The sequence below is a fragment of the Natronorubrum bangense genome, assembly GCF_004799645.1.
Classification (GTDB): Archaea; Halobacteriota; Halobacteria; order Halobacteriales; family Natrialbaceae; genus Natronorubrum; species Natronorubrum bangense.
In genome coordinates, this window is record NZ_CP031305.1 from 1,681,115 (window position 1) to 1,707,026 (window position 25,912).

Annotated in this window: 30 protein-coding genes and 3 tRNA genes; 15 read left to right on the forward strand and 18 right to left on the reverse strand. The window is 57.8% G+C overall.

Features of this window, described 5'->3' with window-relative positions; all coding sequences use genetic code 11:
- Positions 1 to 175 precede the first annotated feature (175 nt).
- Complete coding sequence (locus tag DV706_RS08340; protein WP_006065081.1) at positions 176 to 790, forward strand: DUF309 domain-containing protein; 615 nt, start codon at positions 176 to 178, stop codon at positions 788 to 790.
- Positions 791 to 911: 121 nt separating this feature from the next.
- On the opposite strand, the gene azf is transcribed toward DV706_RS08340, so the two are convergent.
- Entirely contained in the window at positions 912 to 1,655 is a 744-nt protein-coding gene (gene azf, locus DV706_RS08345; RefSeq protein WP_006065080.1) for an NAD-dependent glucose-6-phosphate dehydrogenase Azf, read from the reverse strand.
- 169 nt (positions 1,656 to 1,824) lie between these two features.
- Here azf and DV706_RS08350 point away from each other — a divergent pair, with 169 nt between their 5' ends.
- The 3 genes from DV706_RS08350 (at position 1,825) to DV706_RS08360 (ending at position 3,166) form a co-directional block, all read left to right on the forward strand.
- Positions 1,825 to 2,193, forward strand: coding sequence for a dihydroneopterin aldolase family protein (locus DV706_RS08350; RefSeq protein ID WP_006065079.1), 369 nt, complete (start codon positions 1,825 to 1,827; stop codon positions 2,191 to 2,193).
- An 85-nt stretch (positions 2,194 to 2,278) separates the two neighbouring features.
- The gene (locus tag DV706_RS08355) at positions 2,279 to 2,557 is read left to right on the forward strand and encodes a hypothetical protein (protein ID WP_136350839.1); all 279 of its coding nucleotides are present in this window, start codon (positions 2,279 to 2,281) and stop codon (positions 2,555 to 2,557) included.
- A gap of 141 nt (positions 2,558 to 2,698) precedes the next feature.
- Positions 2,699 to 3,166: a DUF5790 family protein gene (locus DV706_RS08360; protein ID WP_006065077.1), complete on the forward strand. Its 468-nt coding sequence runs from the start codon at positions 2,699 to 2,701 to the stop codon at positions 3,164 to 3,166.
- A 60-nt stretch (positions 3,167 to 3,226) separates the two neighbouring features.
- Here DV706_RS08360 and DV706_RS08365 read toward each other — a convergent pair whose 3' ends face one another.
- Positions 3,227 to 3,964: a creatininase family protein gene (locus DV706_RS08365; protein WP_006065076.1), complete on the reverse strand. Its 738-nt coding sequence runs from the start codon at positions 3,962 to 3,964 to the stop codon at positions 3,227 to 3,229.
- Positions 3,965 to 4,086: 122 nt separating this feature from the next.
- Here DV706_RS08365 and DV706_RS08370 point away from each other — a divergent pair, with 122 nt between their 5' ends.
- The gene (locus tag DV706_RS08370; protein ID WP_006065075.1) at positions 4,087 to 4,998 is read left to right on the forward strand and encodes a phosphatase PAP2 family protein; all 912 of its coding nucleotides are present in this window, start codon (positions 4,087 to 4,089) and stop codon (positions 4,996 to 4,998) included.
- A 97-nt stretch (positions 4,999 to 5,095) separates the two neighbouring features.
- Positions 5,096 to 5,440: a DUF5789 family protein gene (locus DV706_RS08375; RefSeq protein ID WP_049889674.1), complete on the forward strand. Its 345-nt coding sequence runs from the start codon at positions 5,096 to 5,098 to the stop codon at positions 5,438 to 5,440.
- Between the two features lie 170 nt (positions 5,441 to 5,610).
- Here the strand turns inward: DV706_RS08375 and DV706_RS08380 are convergent, their stop codons facing one another.
- Together DV706_RS08380 and DV706_RS08385 are read right to left on the reverse strand one after the other, a co-directional pair.
- Positions 5,611 to 7,626 carry an ABC transporter ATP-binding protein gene (locus DV706_RS08380; protein ID WP_006065073.1) on the reverse strand — a complete coding sequence of 672 codons (2,016 nt, stop codon included), beginning with the start codon at positions 7,624 to 7,626 and terminating at the stop codon, positions 5,611 to 5,613.
- A 146-nt stretch (positions 7,627 to 7,772) separates the two neighbouring features.
- Positions 7,773 to 8,267, reverse strand: coding sequence for a DUF192 domain-containing protein (locus DV706_RS08385; protein WP_006065072.1), 495 nt, complete (start codon positions 8,265 to 8,267; stop codon positions 7,773 to 7,775).
- A 61-nt stretch (positions 8,268 to 8,328) separates the two neighbouring features.
- Between DV706_RS08385 and DV706_RS08390 the strand changes: the two genes are divergently transcribed.
- A tRNA-Val gene (locus DV706_RS08390) sits at positions 8,329 to 8,402 on the forward strand.
- Between the two features lie 359 nt (positions 8,403 to 8,761).
- Here DV706_RS08390 and DV706_RS08395 read toward each other — a convergent pair.
- Entirely contained in the window at positions 8,762 to 10,552 is a 1,791-nt protein-coding gene (locus tag DV706_RS08395) for an ABC transporter ATP-binding protein (RefSeq protein WP_049889673.1), read from the reverse strand.
- A gap of 134 nt (positions 10,553 to 10,686) precedes the next feature.
- On the opposite strand from DV706_RS08395, the gene DV706_RS08400 reads away from it, so the two are divergent.
- Positions 10,687 to 11,487 (forward strand): hypothetical protein, encoded by an 801-nt coding sequence (locus DV706_RS08400; RefSeq protein ID WP_049889670.1) that lies wholly within the window; start codon positions 10,687 to 10,689, stop codon positions 11,485 to 11,487.
- 106 nt (positions 11,488 to 11,593) lie between these two features.
- On the opposite strand, the gene DV706_RS21720 is transcribed toward DV706_RS08400, so the two are convergent.
- The 3 genes from DV706_RS21720 to DV706_RS08410 form a co-directional block, all read right to left on the reverse strand.
- Positions 11,594 to 11,770, reverse strand: coding sequence for a hypothetical protein (locus DV706_RS21720; RefSeq protein WP_006065069.1), 177 nt, complete (start codon positions 11,768 to 11,770; stop codon positions 11,594 to 11,596).
- Positions 11,771 to 11,874: 104 nt separating this feature from the next.
- Positions 11,875 to 12,807: a hypothetical protein gene (locus DV706_RS08405; RefSeq protein WP_006065068.1), complete on the reverse strand. Its 933-nt coding sequence runs from the start codon at positions 12,805 to 12,807 to the stop codon at positions 11,875 to 11,877.
- Positions 12,808 to 13,124: 317 nt separating this feature from the next.
- Positions 13,125 to 13,571, reverse strand: coding sequence for a DUF7344 domain-containing protein (locus DV706_RS08410; protein WP_006065067.1), 447 nt, complete (start codon positions 13,569 to 13,571; stop codon positions 13,125 to 13,127).
- A gap of 225 nt (positions 13,572 to 13,796) precedes the next feature.
- On the opposite strand from DV706_RS08410, the gene DV706_RS08415 reads away from it, so the two are divergent.
- Positions 13,797 to 13,870: transfer RNA gene (locus DV706_RS08415), tRNA-Phe, on the forward strand.
- A 270-nt stretch (positions 13,871 to 14,140) separates the two neighbouring features.
- On the opposite strand, the gene DV706_RS22560 is transcribed toward DV706_RS08415, so the two are convergent.
- Positions 14,141 to 14,563: a DUF7344 domain-containing protein gene (locus tag DV706_RS22560; protein WP_449406812.1), complete on the reverse strand. Its 423-nt coding sequence runs from the start codon at positions 14,561 to 14,563 to the stop codon at positions 14,141 to 14,143.
- A 578-nt stretch (positions 14,564 to 15,141) separates the two neighbouring features.
- On the opposite strand from DV706_RS22560, the gene DV706_RS08425 reads away from it, so the two are divergent.
- Complete coding sequence (locus DV706_RS08425; RefSeq protein WP_136350840.1) at positions 15,142 to 16,944, forward strand: hypothetical protein; 1,803 nt, start codon at positions 15,142 to 15,144, stop codon at positions 16,942 to 16,944.
- A 111-nt stretch (positions 16,945 to 17,055) separates the two neighbouring features.
- On the opposite strand, the gene DV706_RS08430 is transcribed toward DV706_RS08425, so the two are convergent.
- Positions 17,056 to 17,316, reverse strand: coding sequence for a helix-turn-helix domain-containing protein (locus tag DV706_RS08430; RefSeq protein ID WP_006065064.1), 261 nt, complete (start codon positions 17,314 to 17,316; stop codon positions 17,056 to 17,058).
- Positions 17,317 to 17,480: 164 nt separating this feature from the next.
- On the opposite strand from DV706_RS08430, the gene DV706_RS08435 reads away from it, so the two are divergent.
- The 3 genes from DV706_RS08435 to DV706_RS08445 all read left to right on the forward strand — a co-directional run bounded on the left by DV706_RS08435 (position 17,481) and on the right by DV706_RS08445 (position 18,983).
- Positions 17,481 to 17,981: a hypothetical protein gene (locus DV706_RS08435; protein WP_240756743.1), complete on the forward strand. Its 501-nt coding sequence runs from the start codon at positions 17,481 to 17,483 to the stop codon at positions 17,979 to 17,981.
- Between the two features lie 39 nt (positions 17,982 to 18,020).
- A complete protein-coding gene (locus DV706_RS08440; RefSeq protein WP_006065062.1) occupies positions 18,021 to 18,482 on the forward strand; it encodes a hypothetical protein in 462 nt (153 codons plus the stop codon).
- 72 nt (positions 18,483 to 18,554) lie between these two features.
- Positions 18,555 to 18,983: a hypothetical protein gene (locus tag DV706_RS08445; RefSeq protein WP_006065061.1), complete on the forward strand. Its 429-nt coding sequence runs from the start codon at positions 18,555 to 18,557 to the stop codon at positions 18,981 to 18,983.
- 7 nt (positions 18,984 to 18,990) lie between these two features.
- Here DV706_RS08445 and DV706_RS08450 read toward each other — a convergent pair whose 3' ends face one another.
- From DV706_RS08450 to DV706_RS21725, 3 genes are all read right to left on the reverse strand, one after another.
- Positions 18,991 to 20,013, reverse strand: a complete 1,023-nt coding sequence (locus DV706_RS08450) for a tyrosine-type recombinase/integrase (RefSeq protein ID WP_006065060.1) — start codon at positions 20,011 to 20,013, stop codon at positions 18,991 to 18,993.
- A gap of 290 nt (positions 20,014 to 20,303) precedes the next feature.
- Positions 20,304 to 20,885: a carboxymuconolactone decarboxylase family protein gene (locus DV706_RS08455; protein WP_006065059.1), complete on the reverse strand. Its 582-nt coding sequence runs from the start codon at positions 20,883 to 20,885 to the stop codon at positions 20,304 to 20,306.
- A gap of 94 nt (positions 20,886 to 20,979) precedes the next feature.
- Entirely contained in the window at positions 20,980 to 21,147 is a 168-nt protein-coding gene (locus tag DV706_RS21725; RefSeq protein ID WP_006065058.1) for a hypothetical protein, read from the reverse strand.
- A 214-nt stretch (positions 21,148 to 21,361) separates the two neighbouring features.
- Here DV706_RS21725 and DV706_RS08460 point away from each other — a divergent pair, with 214 nt between their 5' ends.
- On the forward strand, positions 21,362 to 21,913 hold the full coding sequence (locus tag DV706_RS08460) for a cysteine hydrolase family protein (RefSeq protein WP_006065057.1): 552 nt from the start codon (positions 21,362 to 21,364) through the stop codon (positions 21,911 to 21,913).
- 159 nt (positions 21,914 to 22,072) lie between these two features.
- On the opposite strand, the gene DV706_RS08465 is transcribed toward DV706_RS08460, so the two are convergent.
- A tRNA-His gene (locus DV706_RS08465) sits at positions 22,073 to 22,144 on the reverse strand.
- A gap of 155 nt (positions 22,145 to 22,299) precedes the next feature.
- On the opposite strand from DV706_RS08465, the gene DV706_RS08470 reads away from it, so the two are divergent.
- Complete coding sequence (locus tag DV706_RS08470; protein ID WP_006065056.1) at positions 22,300 to 22,755, forward strand: DUF5814 domain-containing protein; 456 nt, start codon at positions 22,300 to 22,302, stop codon at positions 22,753 to 22,755.
- Between the two features lie 3 nt (positions 22,756 to 22,758).
- Here the strand turns inward: DV706_RS08470 and DV706_RS08475 are convergent, their stop codons facing one another.
- The 4 genes from DV706_RS08475 to DV706_RS08495 form a co-directional block, all read right to left on the reverse strand.
- Positions 22,759 to 23,163 carry a hypothetical protein gene (locus DV706_RS08475; protein ID WP_006065055.1) on the reverse strand — a complete coding sequence of 135 codons (405 nt, stop codon included), beginning with the start codon at positions 23,161 to 23,163 and terminating at the stop codon, positions 22,759 to 22,761.
- Positions 23,164 to 23,230: 67 nt separating this feature from the next.
- A complete protein-coding gene (locus DV706_RS08480) occupies positions 23,231 to 23,989 on the reverse strand; it encodes an SDR family NAD(P)-dependent oxidoreductase (protein ID WP_136350841.1) in 759 nt (252 codons plus the stop codon).
- Positions 23,990 to 24,259: 270 nt separating this feature from the next.
- The gene (locus DV706_RS08490) at positions 24,260 to 24,901 is read right to left on the reverse strand and encodes an RPA family protein (RefSeq protein ID WP_006065053.1); all 642 of its coding nucleotides are present in this window, start codon (positions 24,899 to 24,901) and stop codon (positions 24,260 to 24,262) included.
- 1 nt (position 24,902) lies between these two features.
- A complete protein-coding gene (locus tag DV706_RS08495; protein WP_006065052.1) occupies positions 24,903 to 25,832 on the reverse strand; it encodes a hypothetical protein in 930 nt (309 codons plus the stop codon).
- Positions 25,833 to 25,912 lie beyond the last annotated feature (80 nt).

Sequence of the window (25,912 nt, forward strand, 5' to 3'; positions counted from 1 at the left end):
CATCGAGTACCGCCATGACCGGTGGCGGCAAGTAACCGGTCAGGGATTTGCTATTCCCCTTCCACAGTTGTCTGCCCGCCCCGCCGGAGGCGGCATATATCCGGCGTTGCAGCTCACCGCGCACGATTTTTCGACGGGCCGACACGCTCTCGAGGCTCGAGTGCCTACGCCAGCTATGCGCGACCAGCTCCGGGCAGGGGCCGCGATCTACAACGCGGGCTACTACCACGCCGCCCACGACGCCTGGGAAGAACACTGGCTCGACCTCGAGTCAGGCACTGATGATGAGCAACTGCTCCACGGGCTGATTCAGTGTACGGCTGCTGTACACCACGCCCACGAGCAAAACTGGGAAGGGGCTGTTGGACTGGCAGCGAGCGCCCGTGAGTATCTCGAAGCGGTACCGCCTGAGTACCACGGTGTCAATCTTCCGCCGATCCGGGCGTTTCTCACGGCGCTTGCAGCGGATCCAGAACGCATAGAGCGTCAGCCACCTGTTCAGTTCGAACACGAGGGCGAGCGACCAACGCTTGCAACACTCGAGTTCGCGCCGACGGCGATTGCGGCGACTGTGCTTGCCGACGAGTTGGGGTTCGACGAAACGCCAGTTGTGCAGGCCCGAACGTACGCTGAGCGAGACCTCGAGGCTGGCGATGACGGCAGCCAGTTCATCGCACTGTTGTTTGCGTTCGTCCGAGAGGAGGCCCATCGCGGAATCATCTATCAGCGACTGCGCGACCACGTCGGCAGGCGACAGGCTCGAGAAGCAGACGTCGACGGACTGTTCTGATACGGTCTACTGTAATCAATGACCGCCGACCCCATCCTGGCGATCGGCGGGAAATCGTTACAGCAGTCCGTATGAATCGTGCGCGTTCGAGATCAGTGATCGAGAAAAGCCAAGGCGGTGTTCAGTCGTGGTGGGCGGAGTTGTCCTGTGGCTCGTAACCGAGTGCCTCTCGAGCGCGCTCGATCGAGTAGTACTTGCGGTCGTTGTCGGAGATGCCGTAGACGATCTCGTAGTCGTAGTCGGCACGGATACAGCGATCGAACAGGTGTGCACAGTCGCGGTAGGAGAGCCACATCGCCTGGCCACGCTCGTAGTCGATCGGTGGGTGACCTTCGGTGAGGTTGCCGATGCGGACGTTGACGACCGAGATGCCGTACTCGTCGTGGTAGTAACGGCCAAGCGCTTCGCCAGTGACCTTCGAGACGCCATAGAGGTTCCCTGGCCGGGGAAGTTCCGTCCCATCAAGCAGGTAATCGTCGTCTGTACGGTACATTTCGGGAGTGCGCTCTTCGGTCTCGAAGGCGCCGACGGCGTGGTTCGAGGAGGCGAACGCAACCTTTTCGACCCCGGCGTCGATGGCAGCCTCGTAGACGGTTTGCGTGCCGTCAATGTTGTTCGTCAGGACGCTCTTCCACGGTGCTGTCTTCCGGGGGTCACCCGCAAGGTGGATAACGACATCGATGCCGTCCATCGCCTCCCGGACAGTTTCCCTGTCGGTAATGTCTGCGACGACGAACTCGCCCGGGTGATCGTCCGTCGGCGGATCGCGATCCAGTAAACGCCACTCGTGTTCGTCTGCGAGGCCGCCAAGGATGGCTGTCCCGACTCGCCCCGCAGCCCCAGTAAGCAGGACCGACTGTGCCATTCGTTCGAAGTGAGGCATACCGTCGATAAGTAACGTGCGATTCCGCGCTGTCGTGGTCGTCCATCGCATTCGATACGCCACCGTTGCACACTGTATCCCTCTCGAGTGACCGTCTCCAGCCACGCTCTGGACCGGAATCGACTTCCCGACGGCACGCGAGGCCTCACGCATGTCGACTGATGAAACCCCGACCGACGCCGAGGCCGCCTGCTTCGAGGCCGGTATCAAGTTCGGCACGCTGTACCACCAGTTCGCCGGCACACCGATCGCTCCTGAGAGCGCACCCAGTCTCGTAACGGCGATGGAGGAGTCGATCGAGAACCAGCCCCACTGTACCGACGTCACTGTCGACGTGCGAATGGACGAACTCGAGGCCGAACTCGCCGATTCGACGGCCGACTACACCGAGCTAACAGGCCGATTTCTCGAGGTCGAGATCGTCGTCGACTACGAGGGCTATGCAGTCGTGACGCGCATGGACATGGAAGACGGCTATCCGTTGATGCGGGTTGTCTCCGTTCGCGACGGCGACTGCTAGCGGCGACGGACGGTTTCAACGGGTACGGAAGGCGCGTTCCTCGACGGTAGTCATATCTTCTTCCCGACATGATTTCGGGGTGATGATGAGTAAGAGCCGACCGAACGATCCACCGGACGACGACGACGTCGAACGCCCATGGCACGACTCCGAGGAGTTTCAGATGACGACCTCGAGTTCGCCGTCTCTGCGAAGCGATCTTCACCAGTTGGGATTGCTCATCGCTCTCGTCCTCGCAGTTGTCGCTGTGGCAGTACACGTCTCGGAGGCTCACACGAGTTTCGTGGCGGCGGTCGTTCTCGCTCTCGCGGTGCTCGTCGCTGTGATCTCGGTTCCGTACGACGAGTTCCGAGATCGTGAGTGAGCACACTGCAAACTCGGTGGCAAATACAGGTCATACCTTTCGAAATCGATCGGCCGTCCCCTCGAGACCGCGCCTCTCCTCCCAGTTTTCACTTTCACTTTCGGGCTACCTTTTAAACCCAGTCCCGGTGAAAGAACACGTATGAGTCAAGCGACATTCGGCGACGACGAGGAACTGTTCGGTGAAGCAGCCAACGAGATGCGCGCGGACGTCGAATCCTCACTCGAGGACGGATGGGGGACACTCCCCAGCGCCGATGACGTCTGGGAGACAGACGCCGACAACGTCTTGGGTGTGTTAAACGGCCTCAACTCCGCACTGAACGTCGGCGATGCCGAGGAACATCTTCGTGACGCCAAAAAGTGGTTCACGATGGGCCAGCGAGCCGACGCGTTCGAGGACGCCGACGACCTCGAAGAAGAGATCGCCGACCTCGAAGACGCGATCGCGGACATCGCCGAGGCGGGCGAACAGGTTGGCGAACTCACCTCGACGATTCCGGCGCTTCGCGGGACGCTCCAGGACGCCGGGAGCACGGCCGAAGCCGACGAAGACGCTGATGAAGAAGCGGCGGCAGAAGACGAAGATGAACCAGCGGACGAAGAATAACGCCAAAACTGCCGCCAGACACACCGCGGACGAATTGCCTATCGCCCCACTGTACACCCACTACCGACGGTCGGGTCGTGAGACGTCTCGCTCGGCAACGGCCTCGAGCAACCGAGCCAGTGCGTCCGCAGCCAACTCGAGTAGTTCCTCGCCTCGCTCTTTTTCGCCCGCGCTTGGGTCGCCGACGACGCCGTTGTCGGTGAACTCGGCCGAATCGTAGGCCAGGTTCGTGTGGCTCACCCACTCGCCCCAGCGTTCAGCACTGCCAGCGCTCGCCTCGTCGATCCGGTCCTCACGGACGAGGTCGGGTTCGCAGTGGCGAAGCAAGGCGGTCTCGAGCGGGCCACCGTGGCCCATCTCGGCGGCGTGCTCGCCGACGGCCTCGAACCAGGTAAAGGGGACAGCGTAGGCGTCGCCGGCTCGCGTTACGGTCGCGCCGACCTCTCGGACGGCGTCGACGTTGCCGCCGTGGCCGTTGACGATGACGACGCGATCGAAACCGTGGGCGGCAAGGCTCTCGACTGCCTCACGGACGTAGCTTCGAAACGTCTCTGGAGAGACCCACATTGTGCCGGGGAACTGGCGATGCTCTTCGGCGATGCCAACCGGGATCGCTGGCGCGCGGACGACGTCGTCGTCAAATCGCTCGAGGCCGGCGTCGGCGACCGCCTCGGCGGTCAGGACGTCTGTCCCGAGGGGTGCATGAGGGCCGTGTTGTTCTGTGCTGCCGACGGGAACGACGGCGAGGTCGGTCTCGAGGTCGCGGATATCTGTCCACGTTGCATCGGTGAGATTCATGCGGAAATACTCCCACGGCGTGGGCATGAAACCCTCGGTGACTGCGTCGGGCAGGGCACGTCTTTCGGGGGCTTGCAGGTGCCACTCCGGCTGCTATATCGTCGTCTGTCGGACTGACTGGTATGTATCGCGGCGGCGAGCTCCTCGAGACGCTTCACGGATCGATGCCCGAGTGGCTCTTGCTCTTGGCTGCGCTCGTCACGCGTCTTGGCGACGTCTGGGTCGTGATTTCGATCACGATCGCGGCTTCGTGGCTGCTCACGTGGCAACGATCCACCGGCGGAGCCAGTCCACCGCAGCAAGGGGCGACGAACACATCCGAAATGCCGTCTGCAGTCTGGATGGTTGGCGTCGTCGTCGGCGGATTGGCAGTCATGACGGCACTCAAACACAGTTTCGCGTTACCCCGACCGGCGCTCGTCGCAGCGACTCCTGGTGCGTTACCACCAGCGCTCGAGTCGGTCTACGTCTCTACGGTGACGCTCAGTGGCTACGGCTTTCCGAGTGGGCACGCGCTTGGGGCAACTGTCGCCTACGGCCTGCTGGCACTGACTGTTCGGAACGGAACACGGCGCGTTCGGTTCGCCGTTGCGGGCGTCATCATCCTCGCAGTCAGTCTCTCTCGAGTCGTCCTCGCCGTCCACTACCCGGGCGATATCGTCGCCGGAATCGCCGTCGGCGTTGCCTATCTCGTGGCGATGGTGTGGCTCCTCGAGCGCTCGCGGTTCGATCGAGTCACGAGTGCCTTCACACTGGCACTTGGGTTTGCACTCGTCGCGATAGCCATCAGCGGCGCTGCGGGCCGATCAGTGACGTATGCAGCACTCGCAGCAGGTGCGCTTGCTGTCTGGGCACTCGGTCATCGACGGTTTCACTCGTCTCCAACACCGCGGGTGACGTACCACACCGGGTCGGCGACGGTGTCGATTGGACTGCTCGCCGGACTCACTGTGCTTGACGGGAGCGTGGCTGCAGTCGGTCCGGCTGCCGTGATCGGAGCGCTTGCAGTCGCACTAGCTATTATCCTTTCGTGACCGTCGATCAGGAGAGTCGGCGTTGTCGATGCGGCCCGTGCCCCCGATGGCGAACGCAGGGCCAACTGGTTTCAGACGCCTCGTCTATCCCTCGAGTATGAGTGACGATAGTCGCACACTCGGCGTCGAACTCGGCGACCTCGATGACGACCTCGAGAGCCACGCGTATCCGATCAGCGAAGACGAACTGTTCGACCAGCACGGCGACAGAGAAATCGAGATGGGTGAGGAGACGGCGACGCTCGAGGAACTCATCGAACCGCTCAACGAAGACGAGTACGGCTCGGCCGACGAAGTCAGACAGGCGATCATGAGCATGGTCAGCGACGAGGCAATCGGACGGAAAAACTACAGCGATCGCACGCCGCCTGCAGCTGGCGAGGACCGTCAGGACGAGGGTGCGCCAGGTCAGGATGGACAGCGAGAACAGGAGTCGTTCTAGTGTCGGCCGTACCGATGGTTGTTTGGCAGTCGGTCCCGGCACAACCGGAGGCCAGCGTGTGGATGCGCTGGGAGAGAGATAGTAACAACGGAACCGATGTCCACACACATCGCACAGCAGTCGTGCGATTCGGTGTGCAGTGACGGTCAGTGGCTACGATAGCCGACAATTCAGTTGTCGGTTTCGACTTCTGTCCGTGCTTGGCGGCGTTGGGCGCGTTCGATGAACTCCTGTGGTAGTTCGTCGATTTCGCCGGCCTGGACACCCCAGAGATGTGAGTAGAGTCCATCGTTTCCGAGCAGCTGTTCGTGGCTGCCACGCTCGACGATCCGGCCGTCCTCGAGAACGAGGATCTGATCGGCGTCTTTGATCGTCGAGAGTCGGTGAGCGATGGCGAACGTGGTCCGATCCTCGGTCAGTTCGTCGATCGAGCGCTGAATGAGCATTTCGGTCTCGGTGTCGACGTCGCTGGTCGCCTCGTCGAGGACGAGGATATCGGGGTCTTTGAGCACTGCACGGGCGATCGCGACGCGCTGGCGCTGGCCGCCCGAGAGCTTCACACCGCGTTCGCCGACCATCGTGTCGTACCCGTCGGGCAAGTTCTGGATGAACTCGTGGGCTTCTGCGGCTTTGGCCGCGGTGACGATCTCCTCGCGGCTCGCGTCAAACGAGCCGTAGGTGATGTTCTCTTCGACGCTGCCATAGAACAGAAACGACTCTTGGCCGACGTAGCCCATCGACTGGCGGAGACTCGACAGCGAGACCTCTCGAATATCCTGGCCGTCGATCCGGATCGCGCCCTCGTCGACGTCGTACAGTCGGAGCAGAAGCTTGAGGACGGTCGATTTCCCGGCCCCCGTCGGTCCGACAAGTGCGACCGTCTCACCGCCGTCGACGTCGAAGGAGATGCCGTCGATGATCTTGTTGTCAGTGTCGCCGTCCCGCTCGTCGCGCTGGTCGTCGCTCGATGGACTCTCGTTCTCGTCTGCAGTGCGTGACACACCGTGATCCTCGTACGTGAAGCTCACGTCGTCGTACTCGACGGCTCCCTCGCTGACCTCGATCACCTCGGCCCCCTTTTCGCGTTCGATCCGGCCTTCCTCGTCCATCAGGCCGAAAATACGCTCACTCGAGGCCGCGGCGCGCTGGTACATATTGATCACCTGGCCGAACTGGGCCATCGGCCAGACGAGTTGCTGCGTATAGAGGATGAAGGCGACGAACGTCCCGGTCTGGAGCGTGCCCGTAAACGGACCTGGGCCGCTGCCGGTGAAGATCCAGTAGCCGCCGACGGCGAACGTCAGCACGAAGCCGATCCCCGAGATCAGCTGCAGAGCGGGGAAAAACCGAATTCGAAGCCAAATCGCCTCCCAGTTCGTGTCGTAGTACTTCCGGGAGACGTCCTCGACACGGTCCGATTCGTACGTTTCCGTGTTCGAGGATTTGATGACGCCGATCCCGCCGAGGTTGTTCTCGAGGCGGGAGTTTACCTTGCCGACCGAGGAACGGACCGCGGCGTACTTTGGCTGAATCTTCTTGACGAAGATGTAGGTAAAGCCCGCGATCAACGGCACGGGCGCAAGCGAGACCAGCGCCAGCTGCGGGTTGAGCCAGAACAACAGCGCGGAGATGCCGACTACCATTACGATCAGCCGGGTCGCAGAGTTCATCCCCTCGTTGAGAAAGCGCTCGAGTTGGTTGACGTCGTTTGAGAGCACCGACATCATCTCGCCGGTCTGTTTCGAGGCGAAAAACTCCATATCGAGTCGCTGCATCTTGTCGTAGGTTGCGGTTCGAACGTCGTGTTGGATCTCCTGTGAGAAGGCGTTAAAGCCCCAGTTTCGAAGCCAGTGAAACAGCGCGCCGAAGACGAACGAGGCCGCGATGGCGATGGCGACGAACCTGAACTGTCCGTCGGCCGTCGCCGGCAGCCACGCCTCCGGCAGGATCACGAACGGCACCTGTTCGGCGAAGACGGCATCGCCGAAGATGGCGTCGATCGCAACCGCAAGCAAGAGTGCAGGTAACAGATCAAGCGCTCGCGCGAGCACACTCGAGATGAGCCCGACAGTGACGGAAAACCAGTACGGACGACCGTACTCGAAGAGCAGCCGTCGCATCGGGCTCTCGACCTGGTCCCGCTGGTCCTCGAACGGGTCGTCTTTCTCCCAGTCGACGTCCTGCATTACATCCGCCTCGGGGAGCGCTGGGGATAAGCGTTTGCGACAGTCACACGCCGGCTCGAATCAAGCGCCTCAGACGGACCGTTGTCCGTCAACTCCGTCCCGACCCATCCTGCGGTCGTGCCAAGAACTCGGTACAGCAGTCCGTCTCACTTGTAGTCGATATCGACCTCGTCGCCGGCCTCAATTCCAGTTTCAGTGGCGTAACCACGTGGTACCTCGAGGACCCACTTCGCCTGCCCAGTGTACTGGAGGTCGTTGCCGTCCTCGCCCGGCTCTGGCGCGCGGGCGTGCTCGATTGACGTGATCTCGCCGTCAGCGCCGATGAAGATGATGTCGATATCGAAATCCATCTCGCGCATGACGTAGGTGCGTTCGTCTTCACTCGAGTGAACGAACAGCATCCCTTCACCGTCCGCGAGCGATTCGTGGTCGCTCAACCCGGTGTAGCGTTCGGCTTGTGTATCTGCGACCTCGACATCGACTGCGGCCAGCTCGTCGCCGGTGTCGCCGTCGAGCACGCGCACGTCGGCCTCCGATTCCGCCCACGGTGGCGTCACAATCCCGAGTTGGAAAACGAGCAGGCCGATCAGTGAAACGGCGAGAACGGTTACTAGAACCGACCAGACACGCTCGAGAGCCATGCCGAGTTCTCCGACGCCAGAAAGTAAAGGTTATTCGGACGGGGTGACTTCTGTCGAATGCGGGCTCGTGGTCTAGTTGGTCATGACGCGGCCTTTACAAGGCCGAGGTCGGTGGTTCGAACCCGCCCGAGCCCATTCCTGCGGCGAGCAATATCGCGAGCAGCAGGACTGTACCGAGGGCGAGTCGAACTCTATCAGTCGCGCGCAGCGAAGCGAGCACGTCTGATTCTGGTTCGAACCCGCCCGAGCCCATTTCTGTGGCGAATCGATTCGTGAGCCACAGAACTGTCTGCGAGTGGCGGTTCGTGCCCTGCAAGTCGCAGCACTCGAGCGGATGCGAGAGTGATCGTCTTGCTTCGGTCCGAACCCGCCCAAGCCCACTGTTGGTGTCCCGAACAACTCGTGAGCGACAGCCTCCTCACGAAAGCACCGCTCGAGTCCGAACGATCCTGCCCGGAGAACTGATCGACTGAGAGCACTCGCGAAGATGCCGCCTACTGGACTGCGTAGAGCTCTGCATACGCCCCGTCCTGTTCGAGCAACTGCCCGTGTTCACCGCATTCGGCGATGGTTCCGTCCTCGAGTGCGTAGATGCGGTCGGCATCGCGAACGGTCGAGAGCCGGTGAGCAATCGCGACGATGGTATACTCTTGGGCCATCGACTCGATCCCGTCCTGAACGCGTCGTTCGATGGTCGCGTCGAGGTCGCTCGTCGCTTCGTCCAGCACCAGGATGTCTGCGTCCTCGAGGAGGGCTCGAGCAAGGGCGACACGCTGGCGCTGACCACCGGAGAGGCGGACGCCGTCGTCACCGAGTTCAGTGTCGTAGCCGTTGGGCAACTCGTCGAGGAATTCGGTGACCTGGGCGATTTCACAGGCTTCGTGCACCGCTGTGTGGGATGCGTCAGGGTTGCCGACGGTGATGTTCTCGAGCAGTGTCTCATTGAAGATATACGGATCTTGGCGGACGAACGCGATTCGCGACCGCCACGCTTCGGTGTCGAACTCGTCGATTGGCGTTCCGTTAGCGGTGATCGTGCCGTCATCAGGGGCGTACAGCCGGGCGAGTAACGCCGCGATCGTCGACTTGCCTTCGCCGGACTGGCCGACGAACGCGACGAACTCTCCGTCGCCGACACGAAACGAGAGATCTTGTAACACTGGCTCGTCGTCCTCGTAGGCAAACGAAACGTCCTCGAACGCGATCGGCGTCGCCGTTTCTGGGACCGACCGGTCGCCGCCCTGGATATCCTGGCTCGCCTCGAGTTCCTCGATAAACTGCTGGGTCCGAACCAGATGTGGGAGCCGTCCTTCGACCTTGTAGAAGTACTCGTTAGCGCTGCTGACACGAGGGCCGACCTGAAACATGACGAACAGGAACGCGGCCAACGCGCCGAGGGAGAGATCAGCGAACGTTATCGAGACGTAAATCAACCCGAACACTAACAGAGCGATCGAAAGGTTGTAGGCGGAACTGATCGCGGCTTCGTTACGGCCGAGTTTGATCGACGAGGTGGTAAACCGATCGAGGTGTGTCGAGAACTGCTCGTACAACGTATCAGTCATGCCGAGAAGCTTCACGTCTCGGATCCCTTGCGTTCCCGTCTGGACGTTCCGTTGAATCCCCTCGTTTGCGTCGGCCACCTGTTCACCGACGTCGTACCCACCCTCGAGAACGTTCCGGATGAGAACCGTCAGAGCCACGATCGACACTCCTGCAGCGATCGTCATGAGCGGTGAGATGTAGAACGCGACTGCGAGGTAGACCACAATCAACAGCACCTGTTCAAAAAACCGGATGAAGTCTCTGATCGCTTTTCCGGCGTACTCCGCTTGCGTGACGATCGCGTTGAGCACGTCGTCGGAGCCTTCGGTATCGAAGTACGCAACTCGAGCGTCAAGCGCTGTTCTGAACGCTCGAGACTGGAGCTCACGGACATAGTTCGTCCGGAGCGAGACGCGCATCCACGCGACGACAAACGATGAGAGATATCGAACCGTGATGACCGCACCGACGGTCAACACGATGTAGCCGAGTGTAAACGGAATCCCAGCGAACTCGAACGCAGTCAAGAACATGCCGATGATCCCATCTTCCTGGGCTGCTGTCTCGCCGGATGACTGTGCGATTTCAATGATCGGAATGATAAAACTCACACCGACACCCTCGAGGACAGCGACGATGCCACTGAAGAGGACGAGAAAGAGCGTCACGGCCGGCCGGTAGGTCGCGACCAGGTACAACCCCCGGAGCTTTTCGCGACGCGTAAGATCCTCGGTAGACATGTGTTCGGATCGAACGACCACTCGGTCAGGTATTGTTATGAGAACGTTATGAAATAGAAGAGGGTCACTTCTGGATGAACGTCGGCTGTGAACGATTCTGTCGCTTTTTCCCTCGGTCTGGTGTCCGTATCTGCATGTCGCTCGGTGATCGCTCGTGGCTGCCGTTGCAGACGCTCGAGAACGTCTATACGGCGCTTCCAGTGGCTGCCCCGACCGCTGTGAAGAACGTGTATCTGCGACGAACACTTACGGACGATTTCGATCAGTTTGATCATCCGCCGGATCCGTTTGCGACGCTCACGGCCGATCCAAACACCATTCGATCGTTTACAGGTCGGCCGTATCCGCCATATCACGAGAAGGCCACACAGCTTGGCACCGTTCGCGACGGTGACTGGGACCGGACCGAGGACGTCGTCATCACCGACGACGACTACCGGGAGCGCTATGACCTTTATCGCGCGGATCGCTTCGAAGAGAGCGTCTTCTTCCAATCGATGGCGGCCCACTTCGTCGGTGGGACCGACTGGACCGAGACGCCATTCGTTGCGCGGTGTCTCGAACTGGCTGACGACGGCATCCCGTCCTGGCGGAGTCTCACGACCCGTCAGGCCATCCTCGAGCGCTGTGCTCGAATCGATGCGCTCTACGAGCGCATCCGGCAGGATGGCTACCAGTCACAGCAGGCGCTTGGGTTCGACTCGCTGCTCGGCGTCACCGAAGAAGTACTCGTGGACATCGGCCGTAATGGCGATCTCCTGTTCGTCAACGGCCGTCACCGTCTGGCGATCGCGAAACTACTTGATCTCGAGACGATTCCCATTGGTGTGCTCGTCCGTCACCGAGACTGGATGCGTCGCCGGGATCAGTACGCACGAACCGGTGTGATTCCCGACCATCCAGATCTCCACGACGTACCCCGGCGTTCGGACTAACTTGCTGTTACTGATCGTCTTCGAAGGGGCGTGTCACAGTGAGCAACAGACGGCGATCTGGCTGCAGTCCCCCGTTTGAGATCGTTTTCGGACACTCAGTAACTGACTATCGCTTGGCGGTGAGGTCCAGCCACCGCGACGACCAGATCCACTCCGACGCGGATGGTCGTTCGTCCTCCATTGGCGCGATTCGGACGCCGACGATACCGGCGTTCGAATGCGGGTGCCATTCTTCCGGGACTGGCGCTGGCCGGAACGACGTGCTGTCTCGGGTGTCGAGCATACGTTTCGTCTATTCCAGTTCCGGTGTTCCCGGATAGTTACGAAGCCACTGAAGCATCGAAGCCGGTGGCTGTGTCAGTGTCGACGCAGGTATCGAGTGATTTCTTACTCGTCGACGGTTGCCGGTGAGCGATCTCCACTCGTTGCTGCCGTTTCGGTTTCGGTCGCCGACAGCTCGAACTCGTGCAAATCACGCACATCGGGATGCTCGAGATGTCTTCGGGCCTGTGCAGTCAGATCAGATGGTCGAGTGGCGGCCGCGATTTCCGCGCGGATCGATTGCCAGTGTATGTGCCGGCGTCGAACCAGAACTGGAACTGTTCGACACTCAAGCAACTTCGCGATTGCCAGTCGATGATCGCCGCGGTCGCTATGTAACAACCGACCATCTCGACCAATACTGACGGTCACCTCGTCGAGTCGCGGATCGATCGTCCGGTCCCACTTGTAGAAGACGGTCCGTTGATACTCGGGCCGGTCGGACCAGAGTTCCGGCTGTGAACGATATCCATCAGTCGCGATCCGATCGCAAATCGCATCGAGTTCCTCGAATCGTGCCTCTAGTTCGTCTTCGGTCGTACAGCCTTTCGGTTGTTCACCGGCCTCGAGTCGGTCGCGATACTGTTCGAACTCGGCAGTCTCCGACCAGGGCGTTCCTTGCTGGAAGTGTGCTACGACGCTTCGATAGGCGCTGGTTTCGTCGAACGGAAACACCGCTCGATCCCAGCCGCCATCGACAACCCGACCCCAGCGTTTCGACGTCGTCCGTACCTGAGCGTCGATCCGTGCAGGATCGATCCACAGCCGGGCGAAAGGGTCTGTGTCAGTAATCGATGCAGGCCGAACCCACCGGCGCGCTCGCAAGTACGCCCTCGCAGCAGGAACCCCTCCCATGCGGGCAAGGAGTTGTTTCCAAAGCCGATTCCGTCGGCGTCTGAGATACGGGACGCTTCGGTGGACCAACTCGAGTACGCCTTCTGTCCGCACTGTCGCAACCGCGCGCCCGAGGAGTTCTCGTGGGGTGTGCTCTCGGCCCATTTTCGGCTGCTATTTCACGCTATCTGATCAATCTATGGCTCGTGTCAGTTGAGTAGCCACGACAGTCTCTCGAGTAAGAACCGGTTACAGAACAGGTTGCGTCGGTCGAACAGCCCCCAGTCGAAAACTGATGACGTGCTGTCCGCTCAGGTCGAAGTGCAGGCTGTCGAGCGATGCTGTTCTCGGTGTCGGCTGTCCAGGTACCGGTAACTCGAGGATACATTGTCGACAATCAGATCTGAGCCGTCAGAACCACGTTCGGGCGGAGCGGTCATCGACAGTCACACACTCGTATCGCCGCTAAACGCTCAGCGGCTCTAATGTTTGAGCCGCGCAACGTTTTCCCGGATTTGACCCAGCAGACCATCGCCAGATTCCGTCTGCAGGGCGCCATGAAGAATCGAATTCTCCGGTTCGTCCTTGACGACGACACGAAGGTAGGGCTCGAGTTGTTCGAAGTTATCTGAGAGAACGACAGTGTGGTTCTCCTCGTCGTGGTCGACAACACCTGCGTCGGCTAACTTCGGAACGTGACACTGCACAGAAGAGACGTAGACACTCTTGTACTCGTTTTTCGCCACCTCGTCTGGTGGAACATCCAGCTCCCAGCCGGCGACCTGCTCGGCGAGCGTTGAGAGTTCGATTGGGTCGTCCCGTCCACGAAGTGCATAGAGAAGGTATCGCCGCCGACGGTTTGCCAGCAACTCGAGGATAGTGTCTGCAGAGAGGTTTTCGACGTCCTGATCCGAGGTAAGTGCTTCCATAACATGATATTACCCGTCAGACCAGAAAAGGGTGTCTTGAATATCTACAAATCCAACAGACCGCAATCAATTGTTGGTATACTCGAGTGTATCCACTGCGTTACTTTGGATCGCTGTTCCTAACCGGAGACAGACTGGGCGACCTCGAGTAAGTCAGTGGTAATCACTCTCGCAGTGGCTTCGCTTCGAAACCCTTTTTTATACGATCAACAGATGTAGAAATGCGCCGCCTTAGCTCAGACTGGGAGAGCACTCGACTGAAGATCGAGCTGTCCCCGGTTCAAATCCGGGAGGCGGCATACTTGTTACGGGTCGAACCACAATCGCCATACAGCGAAGCAATTCGTCCAGTTTTGATGGGAATCCACCGAGAGATTTGAACCCGCTACAACGCGCGACTTCGTGCTTGCTTGCGTTTCACGTCATTCGACGCCCGAGAGTGTGGTAAATGAAGTCGGATGAGTGAAAGTGGACATCGTGCGTATGTATCATCACTCTCGTCGCTAATGGACACGACGCAAGAGCAGGCGATCTCAGCGGTGTTTCAGTGCAGTGCCCTACGATGTATCCTATTGATCCCGGATCGGGAGAGACGCGAATGTGCTGTCGTCTCCGCAATGAGTACCTTGAATGATTTGACGGTTATTCCGAAGAGGTATCCCATTCAATAATTGGGGGGGGAGTTGTGATTCTAATTTTTGAAGATCCTCTGTCGGGCCAATGACACCGCGTGATTGGTCGTACTCAATAATCTTGGTTTCTGCCAACTTCGGAATATGTACATGATAAAGCGAGATATGGATGTCCACGATTTTGTCCCCCGGGATTTCCGTGATTTCATCGTCATATTCTCGCACGGCAATTTCATTCGTGAGATCCGATAACGTCAACTTCCGTTCATGGGTCAAAAGCAACTCAAGAATCGTACGCCGGCGGTGGTGGGATAGGAGATCGTATAATGTGTCCGCCGATAGACGTTCAGGATCACCCATGGTCGTGCCGAAGTACGAACCGCACCAACTTAGTTCTGCGTGATAATTAGGGTCAATTCGTCTATTCCCGATGGATGACTGAGGCGTACTTCACTGACGTCCCTTACGCGCAATGTTTGTAACGCATCACCATTCTAAACAACAAATCGGAACTCTTGAACTTGATCTCCCCGCTATTCCAGCGCACCGAATTACGCTCAATAGTATACTCTCCTTCTCACTGCGGGACCTATTTTTCAAATCCTCGGTTTTTGTCTCCATTTTCCTTCGAGAACGCGTTAGCAGCAGGCGACGTGAGCGGTTGGAGGTGCTGGTTCCGTGTCATCCATCGGAATGACTCTTCCTCCGCTTAGACGGGAAACGTCTGCGCCTCTCCCCGTTTAACCTATTTAACGACGTATGGGGTAAACTCAGGTCGTTGATTAACGACAATCGTGATTGTTCTAGAGATATTTCCTTACAGCCCACCGAGAGTTTATCGACTCACGCAAACTAGGGTCGTTGAAAGCAATGGTTGCCGCAATCAAGAGTACATTCCGTAGACATATAGGCATTGTTCCCCGTGAACGTGATAACCGATGAGCGGTGCGCAGGGTACCGTTACGAAACGATCCGCCAATCAACGTTGTCGGCGGGAAATTGTGCGTGCGATGGAAAACGGTGACAACGTGTTGATCGATGCGTTGCCCAGCATCGGGAAAAGTAGCAACGTTATCCCCGCCGCACGCGAAACTGATTCCCCGGTTACGATTCTCACAGCTCGCCATGATTTGTATGATCAGTATGAAGAGTGGTGCAAGGATTATCAAAAAGAGTACAACGATAATTTCGAGTTTCAAATCCTCCCGTCATTTCTCAACGATTGCCCTACGGCGTGCGGAGACGAAGGGGACGGATGGCAACAGCAGGTGAAGCGCATCTACGATCGAGGCGTCTCTGGCCGAGACATCCACAATCATGCAAATCGATTCTTCGGTGAACCACTCCCCTGTACGGAAAATAACGAATGTCCGTATGATGAGACGCGGAATTTCGATGCCGATGTGCTGATTGGACACTACACTTACGCATATGTTCATCCGGCGGTCAATGGTCGAGTCGTTGTATTCGATGAATTTCCCGAAGATGACTTCGTCACGGATTTCGACAATCCAAGTGTCGCGGTATCGGATTTTCTTAAATCGAGTACAAACATTCCGTTCAATGATTTCACGGATTTGATTACAAATCGATTAGATCCATCGTATCGGGATGCCGCACTGAAAGTGCTTAACGACATACCGATCGGACAATTGGATAATCCGTCGGCGGTTCTTGACGATCCAACTGGACAAACACACGCACTGGCACCTCACATCGTCTTCACCCTCGTGAACTCCGAACAGATTGACGGCAAATGGGAATGCTCGACTTTGGGGCACGAGGCAGGGGTTTACAACCGAGAAAGTGGCAAAGTCAGGGTTCTACGTCCACCCAGATTGACCGATGCGAGAAACGTTATTGGGTTAGATGGGACACCATCGTGGCGGATGTGGAACATCGTATTGGGATGTGGGCTCGGTGCGAACGAAATGCTTGAACATAAGCAAATTCTCACCGACGATGAGCGACGTGAGTACGTGCGAGACGTTCTCAGTTTGACTGTCATCCGAACCACTTCCGATGCGAAACATTACAGCGGTGGGAAATACGTAGATCCAGAGAAGGAAAAGGCGCTGATCGAAGCAGTGTGTTCGAAACATCGTGATTCACCCGCCCTCATCACAACAAAAAAGGCAGTAGTGAAATACAAAAAGGTGGGTGCGTTGAACGAGCTTGCATACTACGATCATTATGGAAATATCAAAGGATCGAATAAATATGGTCAGTCCCGTGTCGGGATCGTTATTGGATCACAAGTTTACGGATATGATTACGTCGAAGAATGGGCGTCATTTCTAGGTGAACAGACAGATTCGAATGGAAAGGGAATGAATCTTTCATTCAGCGAATTCGGCGATGAGGTTCTCCACCATATGCGTGAACTCGAAGTCACTCAGGCAATTATGCGGTTCGGACGGGATACGAACGGAGCAACGGTATACGTTCACACCGCTGCGATTCCGGATTGGATGCCAATTTCTGCCAAAGGACGCGTGTCCGACCGTGGACGCGGTTACGGGCAGGTCGTTCGGGCGTTATCAGAAATACAGCGCGCGTCAACAGACGATATTGCTGCACATTCAGAGGTCAAAATCAAAAATCGGCAGGTCGGAAGGGTTTTGGACAAGTTGGAAGAGGAAGGGCACGTCACGTATGAGAAGAGCGGACGAAAGGGAGTGTGGGTGGATAGGTCATTAGACACGGTCAATCCGTCCTTCGATGTTTCGCTTCCAAGTTGACAAATATGTCAATTCGGGTAATTAACGTCATTCCGCATATAGTAGTGTATACGTGAGAGGACGTTAGTTAGATTTTTTGACGGATGATGTCGCCGAGTATGATTCCAAGTGTTATTCTGGTTGTTTGATTTCATCGGCGTCAATATTCCCATCGAGGAAGCGGCATCCGAGATCGGTGAGGCGGTAATTCGAAGCGTCAACACGTTGTAATAGACCCGCATCAGTGAGTTTGCGGCATCGTCGTGAGATGTATTCAGAAGTGTAGTCGATATTGGCAGCAATCACCGTTGGCGTTGCGACAATATCCTTCTCGTGTAGAAACTCGAGTACGCGTTCGTCTGCTTGCGTCATCCAATCAACCCGTGGTCGCATTTGATGACGAGAATACGCAATTTGACTGCTTCAGAGGGGGTCAAGGCGTGGTTGTAGACACTAACAATCGTATCTGTAACCACAATTTTTTGTGGTTAATACTAAGTCAGTCGAGAGTTTCGGTTGAGTCAATGAATTTGAGTCGCCGTTTGCTTGAGCAGAAAGTGAACGACTACGAGGACCCGATTTACGAGGAAGAACTCGAACGTATCGAGACGCTTCCCGAGGTGTTTTCGAGCGGTGAATGGACTCAGGACGACCTCGAATGGATAATCAAGTGGAAAGTTGGAACAGCGTTCGAGAAACCGACGCTCAGGCACATCCGATCGAACTCCGACGAGCAGATCAGACGGGCGATAGAAACCGCTGTGAACGCACGCGCTGTCGGGGAGAAGGTCAATGCGCTTACGTCGATTAAGGGAGTCGGAGTTCCCGTTGCATCGGCGATACTGCTGTTCATCAACCCGGATCGATATACGGTGATCGACGTCCGAGCATGGGGGGCGTTATACGAAATGGGATACGTCGATCGAGAGTTGTCGGATGATCCCACCATTGAGGAGTATTTGCTGTATCTCGGTGCCTGCTGGACGCTTGCGAATGAGTACGATGTGAGTCTCCGGACGCTCGATATGGCGTTGTGGGCGCTTGGAGGCGAAGATTAACTGCTACTATCAAACGAGTATTAACTCCAACAAAAACTCATGGAAGAACCCGATCGCCCCGATCCCGACGCCGATGCCAGCGAAATTCAGGAGTGGATGGACGAATCGTTCGATCGATCGGTTGTCGAGGGGATGGAATCGGTAGACGATGGAAATGTGACGGTCGAGATTATCGACTACGAACGGGACGAGGTCGTTGGGACGATTGATACGGACGGCAACCTCGATACGGAGAGCGAGGCGCTCAGAAACGTCTCCGGGGAATATATTGACCGGGGCATTCCCGTACTCGTCCCAATGACAAACGAAAACGATGAAGGTGAGACGGTACACGCAGACGCGGAGGTAATTATCGAACCGGGAGCGGACGGATTCGTGCGAGCGTTCGTTGACGAACTCCCGAGCCCGTTCGACTGCGATATGGGTGTTCTCGATGAGTTGCCGACGTTCGATATGAGGGAACCATCGAGCGAAGGCGCAATGAACGGGAGGAACAGTTGAAACCGATATCCATCCGAAATAGTTACTTTAGCAACAAATAATATGCCAATCGAAATGAACCGACGTAAATTCATGACCGTAGCAACTGGCGCGAGTACTGCCGTTCTCGCAGGTTGTACCGGATCAGCAGGCGCAGATGTAGTGCTCGAATACAGTTACGAAGAAGGAGATCCAGGCCAGGACACTATTCCTCAACACGTCAAGGATGCCGCGGGAGACGATGTTCTCATTCGAGGTGATGAACACAAGTGGGTCGTCTTCACGCTCGAGATTCTCGAAGGAGAGTTACACATTGACGAGATCATGGATCACGCATACATCGAAACTGATGCTGACTCACATTTTACCCGTTCCGTGGTGATTACCTCACCAGAAGACGCTGAAGAAACGATTCCCGAGGGTGGCGAGGCGGATGTATTGTACCAAATCCCCGTCGAGGATGAGGTAACCGGGTGGACGATCGATCAGTCCAGTTTAGATGTTGAGGCCAACGAAAATTAAACAACGGTCAAACGTTTTCGAGGTACGCCCGGCGTTGCTCCATCTTCACTTGTTCCGACCGTTTGTCGTAGTGGATATCCAAAACATCCATGCCCACGTTCATCCGATCGCTCACGACCTTCTCGGGTATGTCGTTCGACAAGTGGTGCGTGATTGATCCACGGCGAATATCGTGAGGACTCACATTCGAGGGACACTTGCTGTAATGTCCGTAGTTCGTCGCTTCGCATTCATCCGGGTCACGACCAACGGGACACTCACCGCCGTAGAAGCAGGGGCGAGTGACGAAGTACACCTCATCACGAATCGACGACCCCTGTATCCGCCCGTTCTCCGTCGTTAGCAACGGTTCGCGTCCGTATTCATCGGTAACGCCGTGACGATTGTGGTCGATCCAGTCATCGAGGACACGACACACCTCCGAGGTCAATGCGACGAGACGTTCTCCTTCCTCACCGTTTTTCAATGGCGTATCGGAGTTAGGTCGATGCTCGAGGAGAAGTGATCTATTCTCGGGATCGTAGTCGGTAACGTCGATCGAGCGCAGTGCCCCGAGACGCATTCCCGTTTGCCAGAATAGTTCGACAATGACGTGACGACGTGAGGCATATTTGAAACGCCGTAGGTACGAGAGCAATTCATCAGCGTCGTCACCGTTGAGGATACCGTCTGCTTGTTCATCGTGCTTCTTCAGGATGGGCATCACGATTTTGTCGTGTAACCCCTCGGAGACGGCATCGATCGATTCACACCAACGGATGAACACACGAAGCGTATCGAGGTTGCCTTCCAGCGTGATGGGTTTCAAATCCCCGTCGTCACGCCGCCACGTTTTGAATTGTTGCAACTTCCGTCCGGTGAGGTCGTTCATGTTCTCGAGTTCTTCGACGTTCTCACACCACCGGATGAAGTGTTTGAGACGATAATGATACCCGTCGAGGGTACTTTGTGACACCTCGTGTTTCCTCGCGTTGAGGTACATTTCCTTCGCCTCAGCGGGCGAGATGGGTTCGAGCGTTTCGTTCGTCATTTGTTGACTCCGAAACACAGGCGAAGCACGAAACCGCCCGACGTGATGTTATTTGCGCGCTGTCCCTCCCCCGGTTCAAATCCGGGAGGCGGCATACTTTTTCGACGTAATCTCTACTCGAGCGAATACTACGCTCGATTGAGAATTGAGCTATCCTCGTTCCCGCGAGCGAAGCGAGCGGGACGTCGAAAGACAAGCGCCAACGAGGGCGACCACATCCGGTCTGAAAGATGGTCTTTCTCATACGACACCACCGGACGCCGTGAGACGATGGGCGGAGTAGGTTCGAGTTACAGGTTTTCGAGATCCCAGCCGACGAACTCGTCTTCAAGGTCGACTTGTAGCGCCTGCAGGACCCGCGCCAGCCCGAGGTAACACCCGGAAAGCATCCCGACGCCGAGGAGACTCACATCGTCGTAGTGGGCTGCTAGATGCTCGTGTGTGTCGTCATCGACCGCTCCATCGACGAACTGTTCGACGTACGCAACGAGGGCCGCATGCTCTGACTCGAGGCGATCTGGTTCCTCACGAGAGATGGCGAGGATCTGGTCGGGAGCCATCCCCTCATCGAGAGCCACGCGGACGTGTTGGTGCCACTCGTAGGCTGCGTCCGCGTAGTAGGCGGTCGCGAGGATGACGGTCTCCCGTTCGAGTGCCGAAAGGCCACCCTGGTTCCAGACGACGTCGCCATACGCTCGGAACCCCTCGAGCAGTGCAATGTTTTGTCCGAGCGCCCGATAGACGTTCAAGCGGTCACCGGTCAACGAGTGTTCACGGTCCTCGTCAGCCACAGCTGTTTCTGAGAGCGAATGTAGCAGGTCTCGTTTCTCAGCTGGCAGCTCGTCTGGCTCGGCGTACGTTATGCGTGCCATACGGTGCTGTTCTGAGTGAAGATACTATACTCCACGTCCTGTTGGATCGGGTGCCGAAACGGGCAGGGTGGCTTCCCGAGGCAGGACTGTGCGATCAGTCACCGACGTAGACCGTTTTCAGCCGCGAACCACAGTGTGGACAGTACAGCGTCTGCCACTTCGCCGGATCCAGTCCGCCCATCGTCTTCGTTCGCCGGGCGTCCTCGCGGGCGAGGGCGGCCCCGCAGGTCTCACACGTCATAACATCGTCACGCTCTGCCATCGATCCGAGTGAGGGTGCCGTCGGTATTCAGTCTACTTGTGCTATAGTAGCCACTGCAAGTCAATGCACACCTGATCGCACGACGGCTGTGCGATCAGTGTGTAAATCGTTGCAGTTGTTACTATAGCGGCGTCAGTTCAGCCCGATCGTCGACGTTTTTCATTCAACTCCAAAGCCAGCAACATTTAACACAATATATATGCATTACATATGTATGCTCGCCGAAAATACCGCTGTTGTCGTTATCGATCTCCAGAAAGAATATTTCGTCGAAGACCGGCCGTGGTACGTTCCCAACGGCGAACGCGTCCTCGAGAACTGCCAGCGCCTCCTCGACATTGCTCGTGAAACCGATGCGACCGTCGTTCACGCCCGTCACGTCCAGCCCAGTCGAGACGCTCCCGTGTTCGCGTGGGGCTCCGAGTACACCGAAATCATCGATGAAATTGACATTCGAGACGACGACCATCTCGTGACGAAGACGAAACCCAGCTGTTTCCAAGACACCCGCCTTGCCGACATCCTCGTCCGGAATGGCATTGAAAACGTGGTCAGCATCGGTCTCCTGTCGGCGATCTGCGTCGACACCACTGCTCGCGAAGCCGACGCCCGTGGATACGACTCCCACTACGTCACGGACGCGACGAGCACGTTCCCCATCGGTGACAACGATCCTGCCAAAATCACCGATACCATCGCCGCTGTCCACGACACGATCTTTTCCAACGTCACGACGACCGACGAGATCGTCGACCGCCTCGAGTAGCGCGACTCGCCTGTCAGGTCGGCGTCGACTCCGGTGTCGACCGTCGAGAAACGTCCGGGTGCGAGAATCGAACCCGACTGCGAGACTCGCTGACGCTCGTCTCGCGTGGTTCGATTCTCTGAGGATTCCTGCGGCTCACGTATTTGTTCGCCGAAGGAAGTCCGGGTGCGAGAATCGAACCCGCGTCTCAGCCTCCACAAGGCTGAAGGATAACCACTACCCCAACCCGGACACGCTTACAAAACAAGATAGGAGTGGTTGGACTGAAATACGTTACGACTCGCGCACGAGCGTATGCGAGTGCGTACCGCGATAGTACGGGACATAAGTACGGCCGGGCGCGACCGGGATGTTTTTTGGCCCACAAGCGGTAAAACACCCAACGCGTGGCTATCACCGACAAAATCTACGTCAAAAACCACCGCCAGCTCAGCTCCCAACTCGAGACGAATATCCCGAAGGGGGCGTTCAAAGGCGCGACGCTCGATATCCTCTTTCAGGGTGCCGGACTCGAGAAACTCGACGAGGCGACCCGCGATCGGGTGCTCGATTTCGCACAGGACTTTCTCGACTGTGACTGTGACAACAACCCCTACTGTGGCTGCCCCGAGCGGAAATTCATCCAGTATCTCCTTGAGTTGCGCGCCCAGGGACTGGGGCCAGATGCGATCGTCGACGTGATGACCGACGACTACATGGTGTATGCCTACTCCGGCGACGTCCTTTCGTTTCTCGACAACGGCGTTCGAACACTTGAAGCAGCCGAAGCGCTCGCCCGCGTCGAAGGTGCAGACGAAAAGTACGACGAGATCCGCCAGGCAAAGCAGAACCTCTCGAGATAGCCGCTACCGCAACTGGTATCGGTCGTCTTCGTCGTCTAGTTCGTCGAGCAACAGCACTTCGTCCTCTTCTTCCTCGAGTCGATCCTGTAACTCGTTGACGTAGGCTTTGTACTCGTCGAGCTGTTCGCGGAGGTGGTCGGCCTCGAGTTCGAGGCGCTCGTGTTCGCGGATGAACCGTTTCGGGACTTCGACGGTTGGCGGGAACGAGTGGCCGTCGTCGTCTCCCGCGTTCGACTCGAGTTCGTCTTCGGGAACGACGGCGACCTGGCCGTCGTGGTCGACGAGCAAGTCGACGTAGTCCCGAAACACCGCGGACAACGAGATGTCGCGTTCGGCGGCGATATCCTGGAGCGCCTCGAACGCGTCCTCGTTTACGCGAAACGAGATCGTCTTGTTCTTGTTGCCCATTTGGCTTCTATTCGTCGTGCATGACACTTAACGGTTCGTCAGACAGAACTGGTCATACGACCGATATTCAGTCGACGAGCCAGCCACCGTCGACGTCGACGGCAGCGCCATGCATGAACGACGCCTCGTCGCTTGCGAGGAAGGTGACAACCTGTGCAACCTCTTCTGGGCGTGCGTAGCGCTCAGCTGGAGTTCCGTCGACGATTTCTCGGACCTCGTCGGGTGTCTCGTCGATTAGCTCTTCAGTCATCCCGGTCTCAATGAAGCCTGGGCAGACAGCGTTTGCGCGAATCTTGGGGCCGTAGTCGTGTGAGAGTTGCTTCGTGAACCCGATTACGCCGTGTTTCGATGAGGTGTAGGCGGCACCGCCACCGCCAGCGACTTTGCCGGCGATCGAGGCCGTATTGATGACGACTCCTTCGTCTTCGCCCTCGAGAAGGGCTGGTAGCGCCGCTTTCGTGAACAGAAAGACGCCCTTGAGGTTGATGTCCATAACCCGATCCCACAGGTCTTCGGAGGTCTCCCCGGTCGGCGCGTAATCGTCGAGGATACCCGCGTTGTTACAGAGCACATCGATCGTACCGTACTCTTCGGTCGCCCGTTCGACGACGGCCTCAACGCTGTCGGAGTCGGAGACGTCGCCGATGACACCGATTGCCTCGTCACCATTGTCCAGAATCTCGCTCGTGAGGTCGTCAAGTCCGTCCTCGTCGACGTCGACGGCAACGACGGATGCTCCGTTATCGGCGAACTCGAGTGCCATTGATCGACCCATTCCTGATGCGCCACCGGTGACAACGACAACACTGTCTGAAACGGACACCATACACTGATTTCGATGGCCAGCAGTAAAAATGTCAGTCACAAATGACTGCTATGCTTGCTCATACGCCGGGGCTCCATCACGTAACGGGAATCGTCGGGGACACACAGGGGGCGATCGATTCGAGTGGCGCGATCCAAACGCGGGCCACGGGGTTACCGACGATGGATTCGACGGCGTCGACGCGCTGCTCGAGGCCGGTATCGATAGCTGAGTCGCCTCGCTCGAACCGTCGCCGAGACGAAAAAGGACGGTAACCGTAGCCGACCGATCTCAGACCGTTGCTTCGGTATCGTCGCGCTCGACGGTCTCGAGGCTCTCGAGGGCGGCAACGACGTCGTTGCGGTAGTTGATGACTGGCGAGTCGTAGCGCTCACGAGCCATCTGGGCGTACTCGTTTGTGGGTGCCGTCGAGGCGCTTTCCGGGGCTTCCTGTTCGGCTTCCCACTCCTCGTAGGCCTCGATTCGGTCGAGCGTTCGCTCGGCGGTTTCGACGACCCAGCGGTCGCGAGTGGCGTCGTCGACGACCGCGATCGACTCGGGCCGGACGGAGACGTTGACAGTGCCGTCGTCGGTCTCGTAGGTGCGTGGTTTGCCGACGATGGCGACGTAGGCTGGTGGCTCCGTATCGCGAAGGACGGAGGCGGCCTCGGGCTGGTACTGGCCAGCGTAGACGAAGAAGGTCCCCGTCGGGTCGACGACGCGGCCGCGCCAGTACTCGCTGTCGTCGCCGACGTCTTCGGTCTCGGTCAGGGTGCCGACGATGAACACGCGGTTGGCGCGGTCGCCAGTCGGGAGCAGCGCGTAGTTGGGCGCACGCTCGTCGTCGCTTTCTTTGAAGGTGTACGTCGAGTCGTTGAATTCGGAGGCGAAGACGCGGCGGGCGACTTCGCGGGTAAGTTCTGACTGGCTCATGTTACATCGACCTCGCTTTGATCAGCAGCTGTTCTGGATCGGCTGGCCCGTCGAGTTCCTCGACGTCGTCGGCCAGCACATAGCGGCCGAACGTCGGCCCCTCGATACGGTAGTAGGTCCCGACGATATCGTCCATGATCTCGTCGGCGACGACGGTCGTATCCAGCGCATCCATCGCCATGTCTTTGGCTTCCTCCAGGCTCAGGCCCGTCAGCTCCTCGGTGGCTTCCTTGTCGAAGATAACCTCGTGGGCGTCGAGACCGTCGTCGACGACGGCTTTGATCCGGAGGTCGAACTCGCCTTCGACCTCACCGTGTTCGTTACAGCGGCCGTTCTGAAGCACTCGCGTACAGCCCTCTTTCGGGCAGCGCTTGATGAGCCCGCTGCCGCTTTGCATATCGACGAGCGCGCCTTCGATCTCGCTCGTGTCGTTGCCGACCTCGAGGTCCTCTTCGAGTTCCTCGATGACAGTCGTCGAGTTGAGTTTGACCGAGTACCGGCCCTGATACTCGTCAGTGACGACGTTTTGGAGTTCGTAGACGCCGCCTTCCTCGAGCGCCGGCAGGTCGGATTTCGCCCACTTGGTGAACTTGATCGTGCCTGTCGGGTCGCCCAGCAGGCCGACCTGTGCGACGGAGTCGCTGCGGGGATCCCAGAGTTCGATGACCTTCGCAGTGAGGTCGATCCACTCTTCGGGTTCGTCGACGTCCTCGATGTTGGCGGCTTCGCTCCCGCTCCGTGAGATGTCCTCACGCTCGAGGTCCGCTGCCTCGAGATAGTGGTTCGTGACGCTCCGTCGGGCCTCGTCCATGGGCACTTTGTACTCGTCGACGAGCGTGCGCAGGCGCTCTTCGACGTCTTCGACGGTAACGTCGATATGGTCTGAAAACTGGTCGTGTATCTCGTCCGCGTGCTGTCGTACGTCGCTCATTGTGTCACGCCTCCTCTTTCGTTTCACTGGGAGGCATACGCGGTTTCGCTCCCGATCATATTTAAACTGCCGCCACCGGA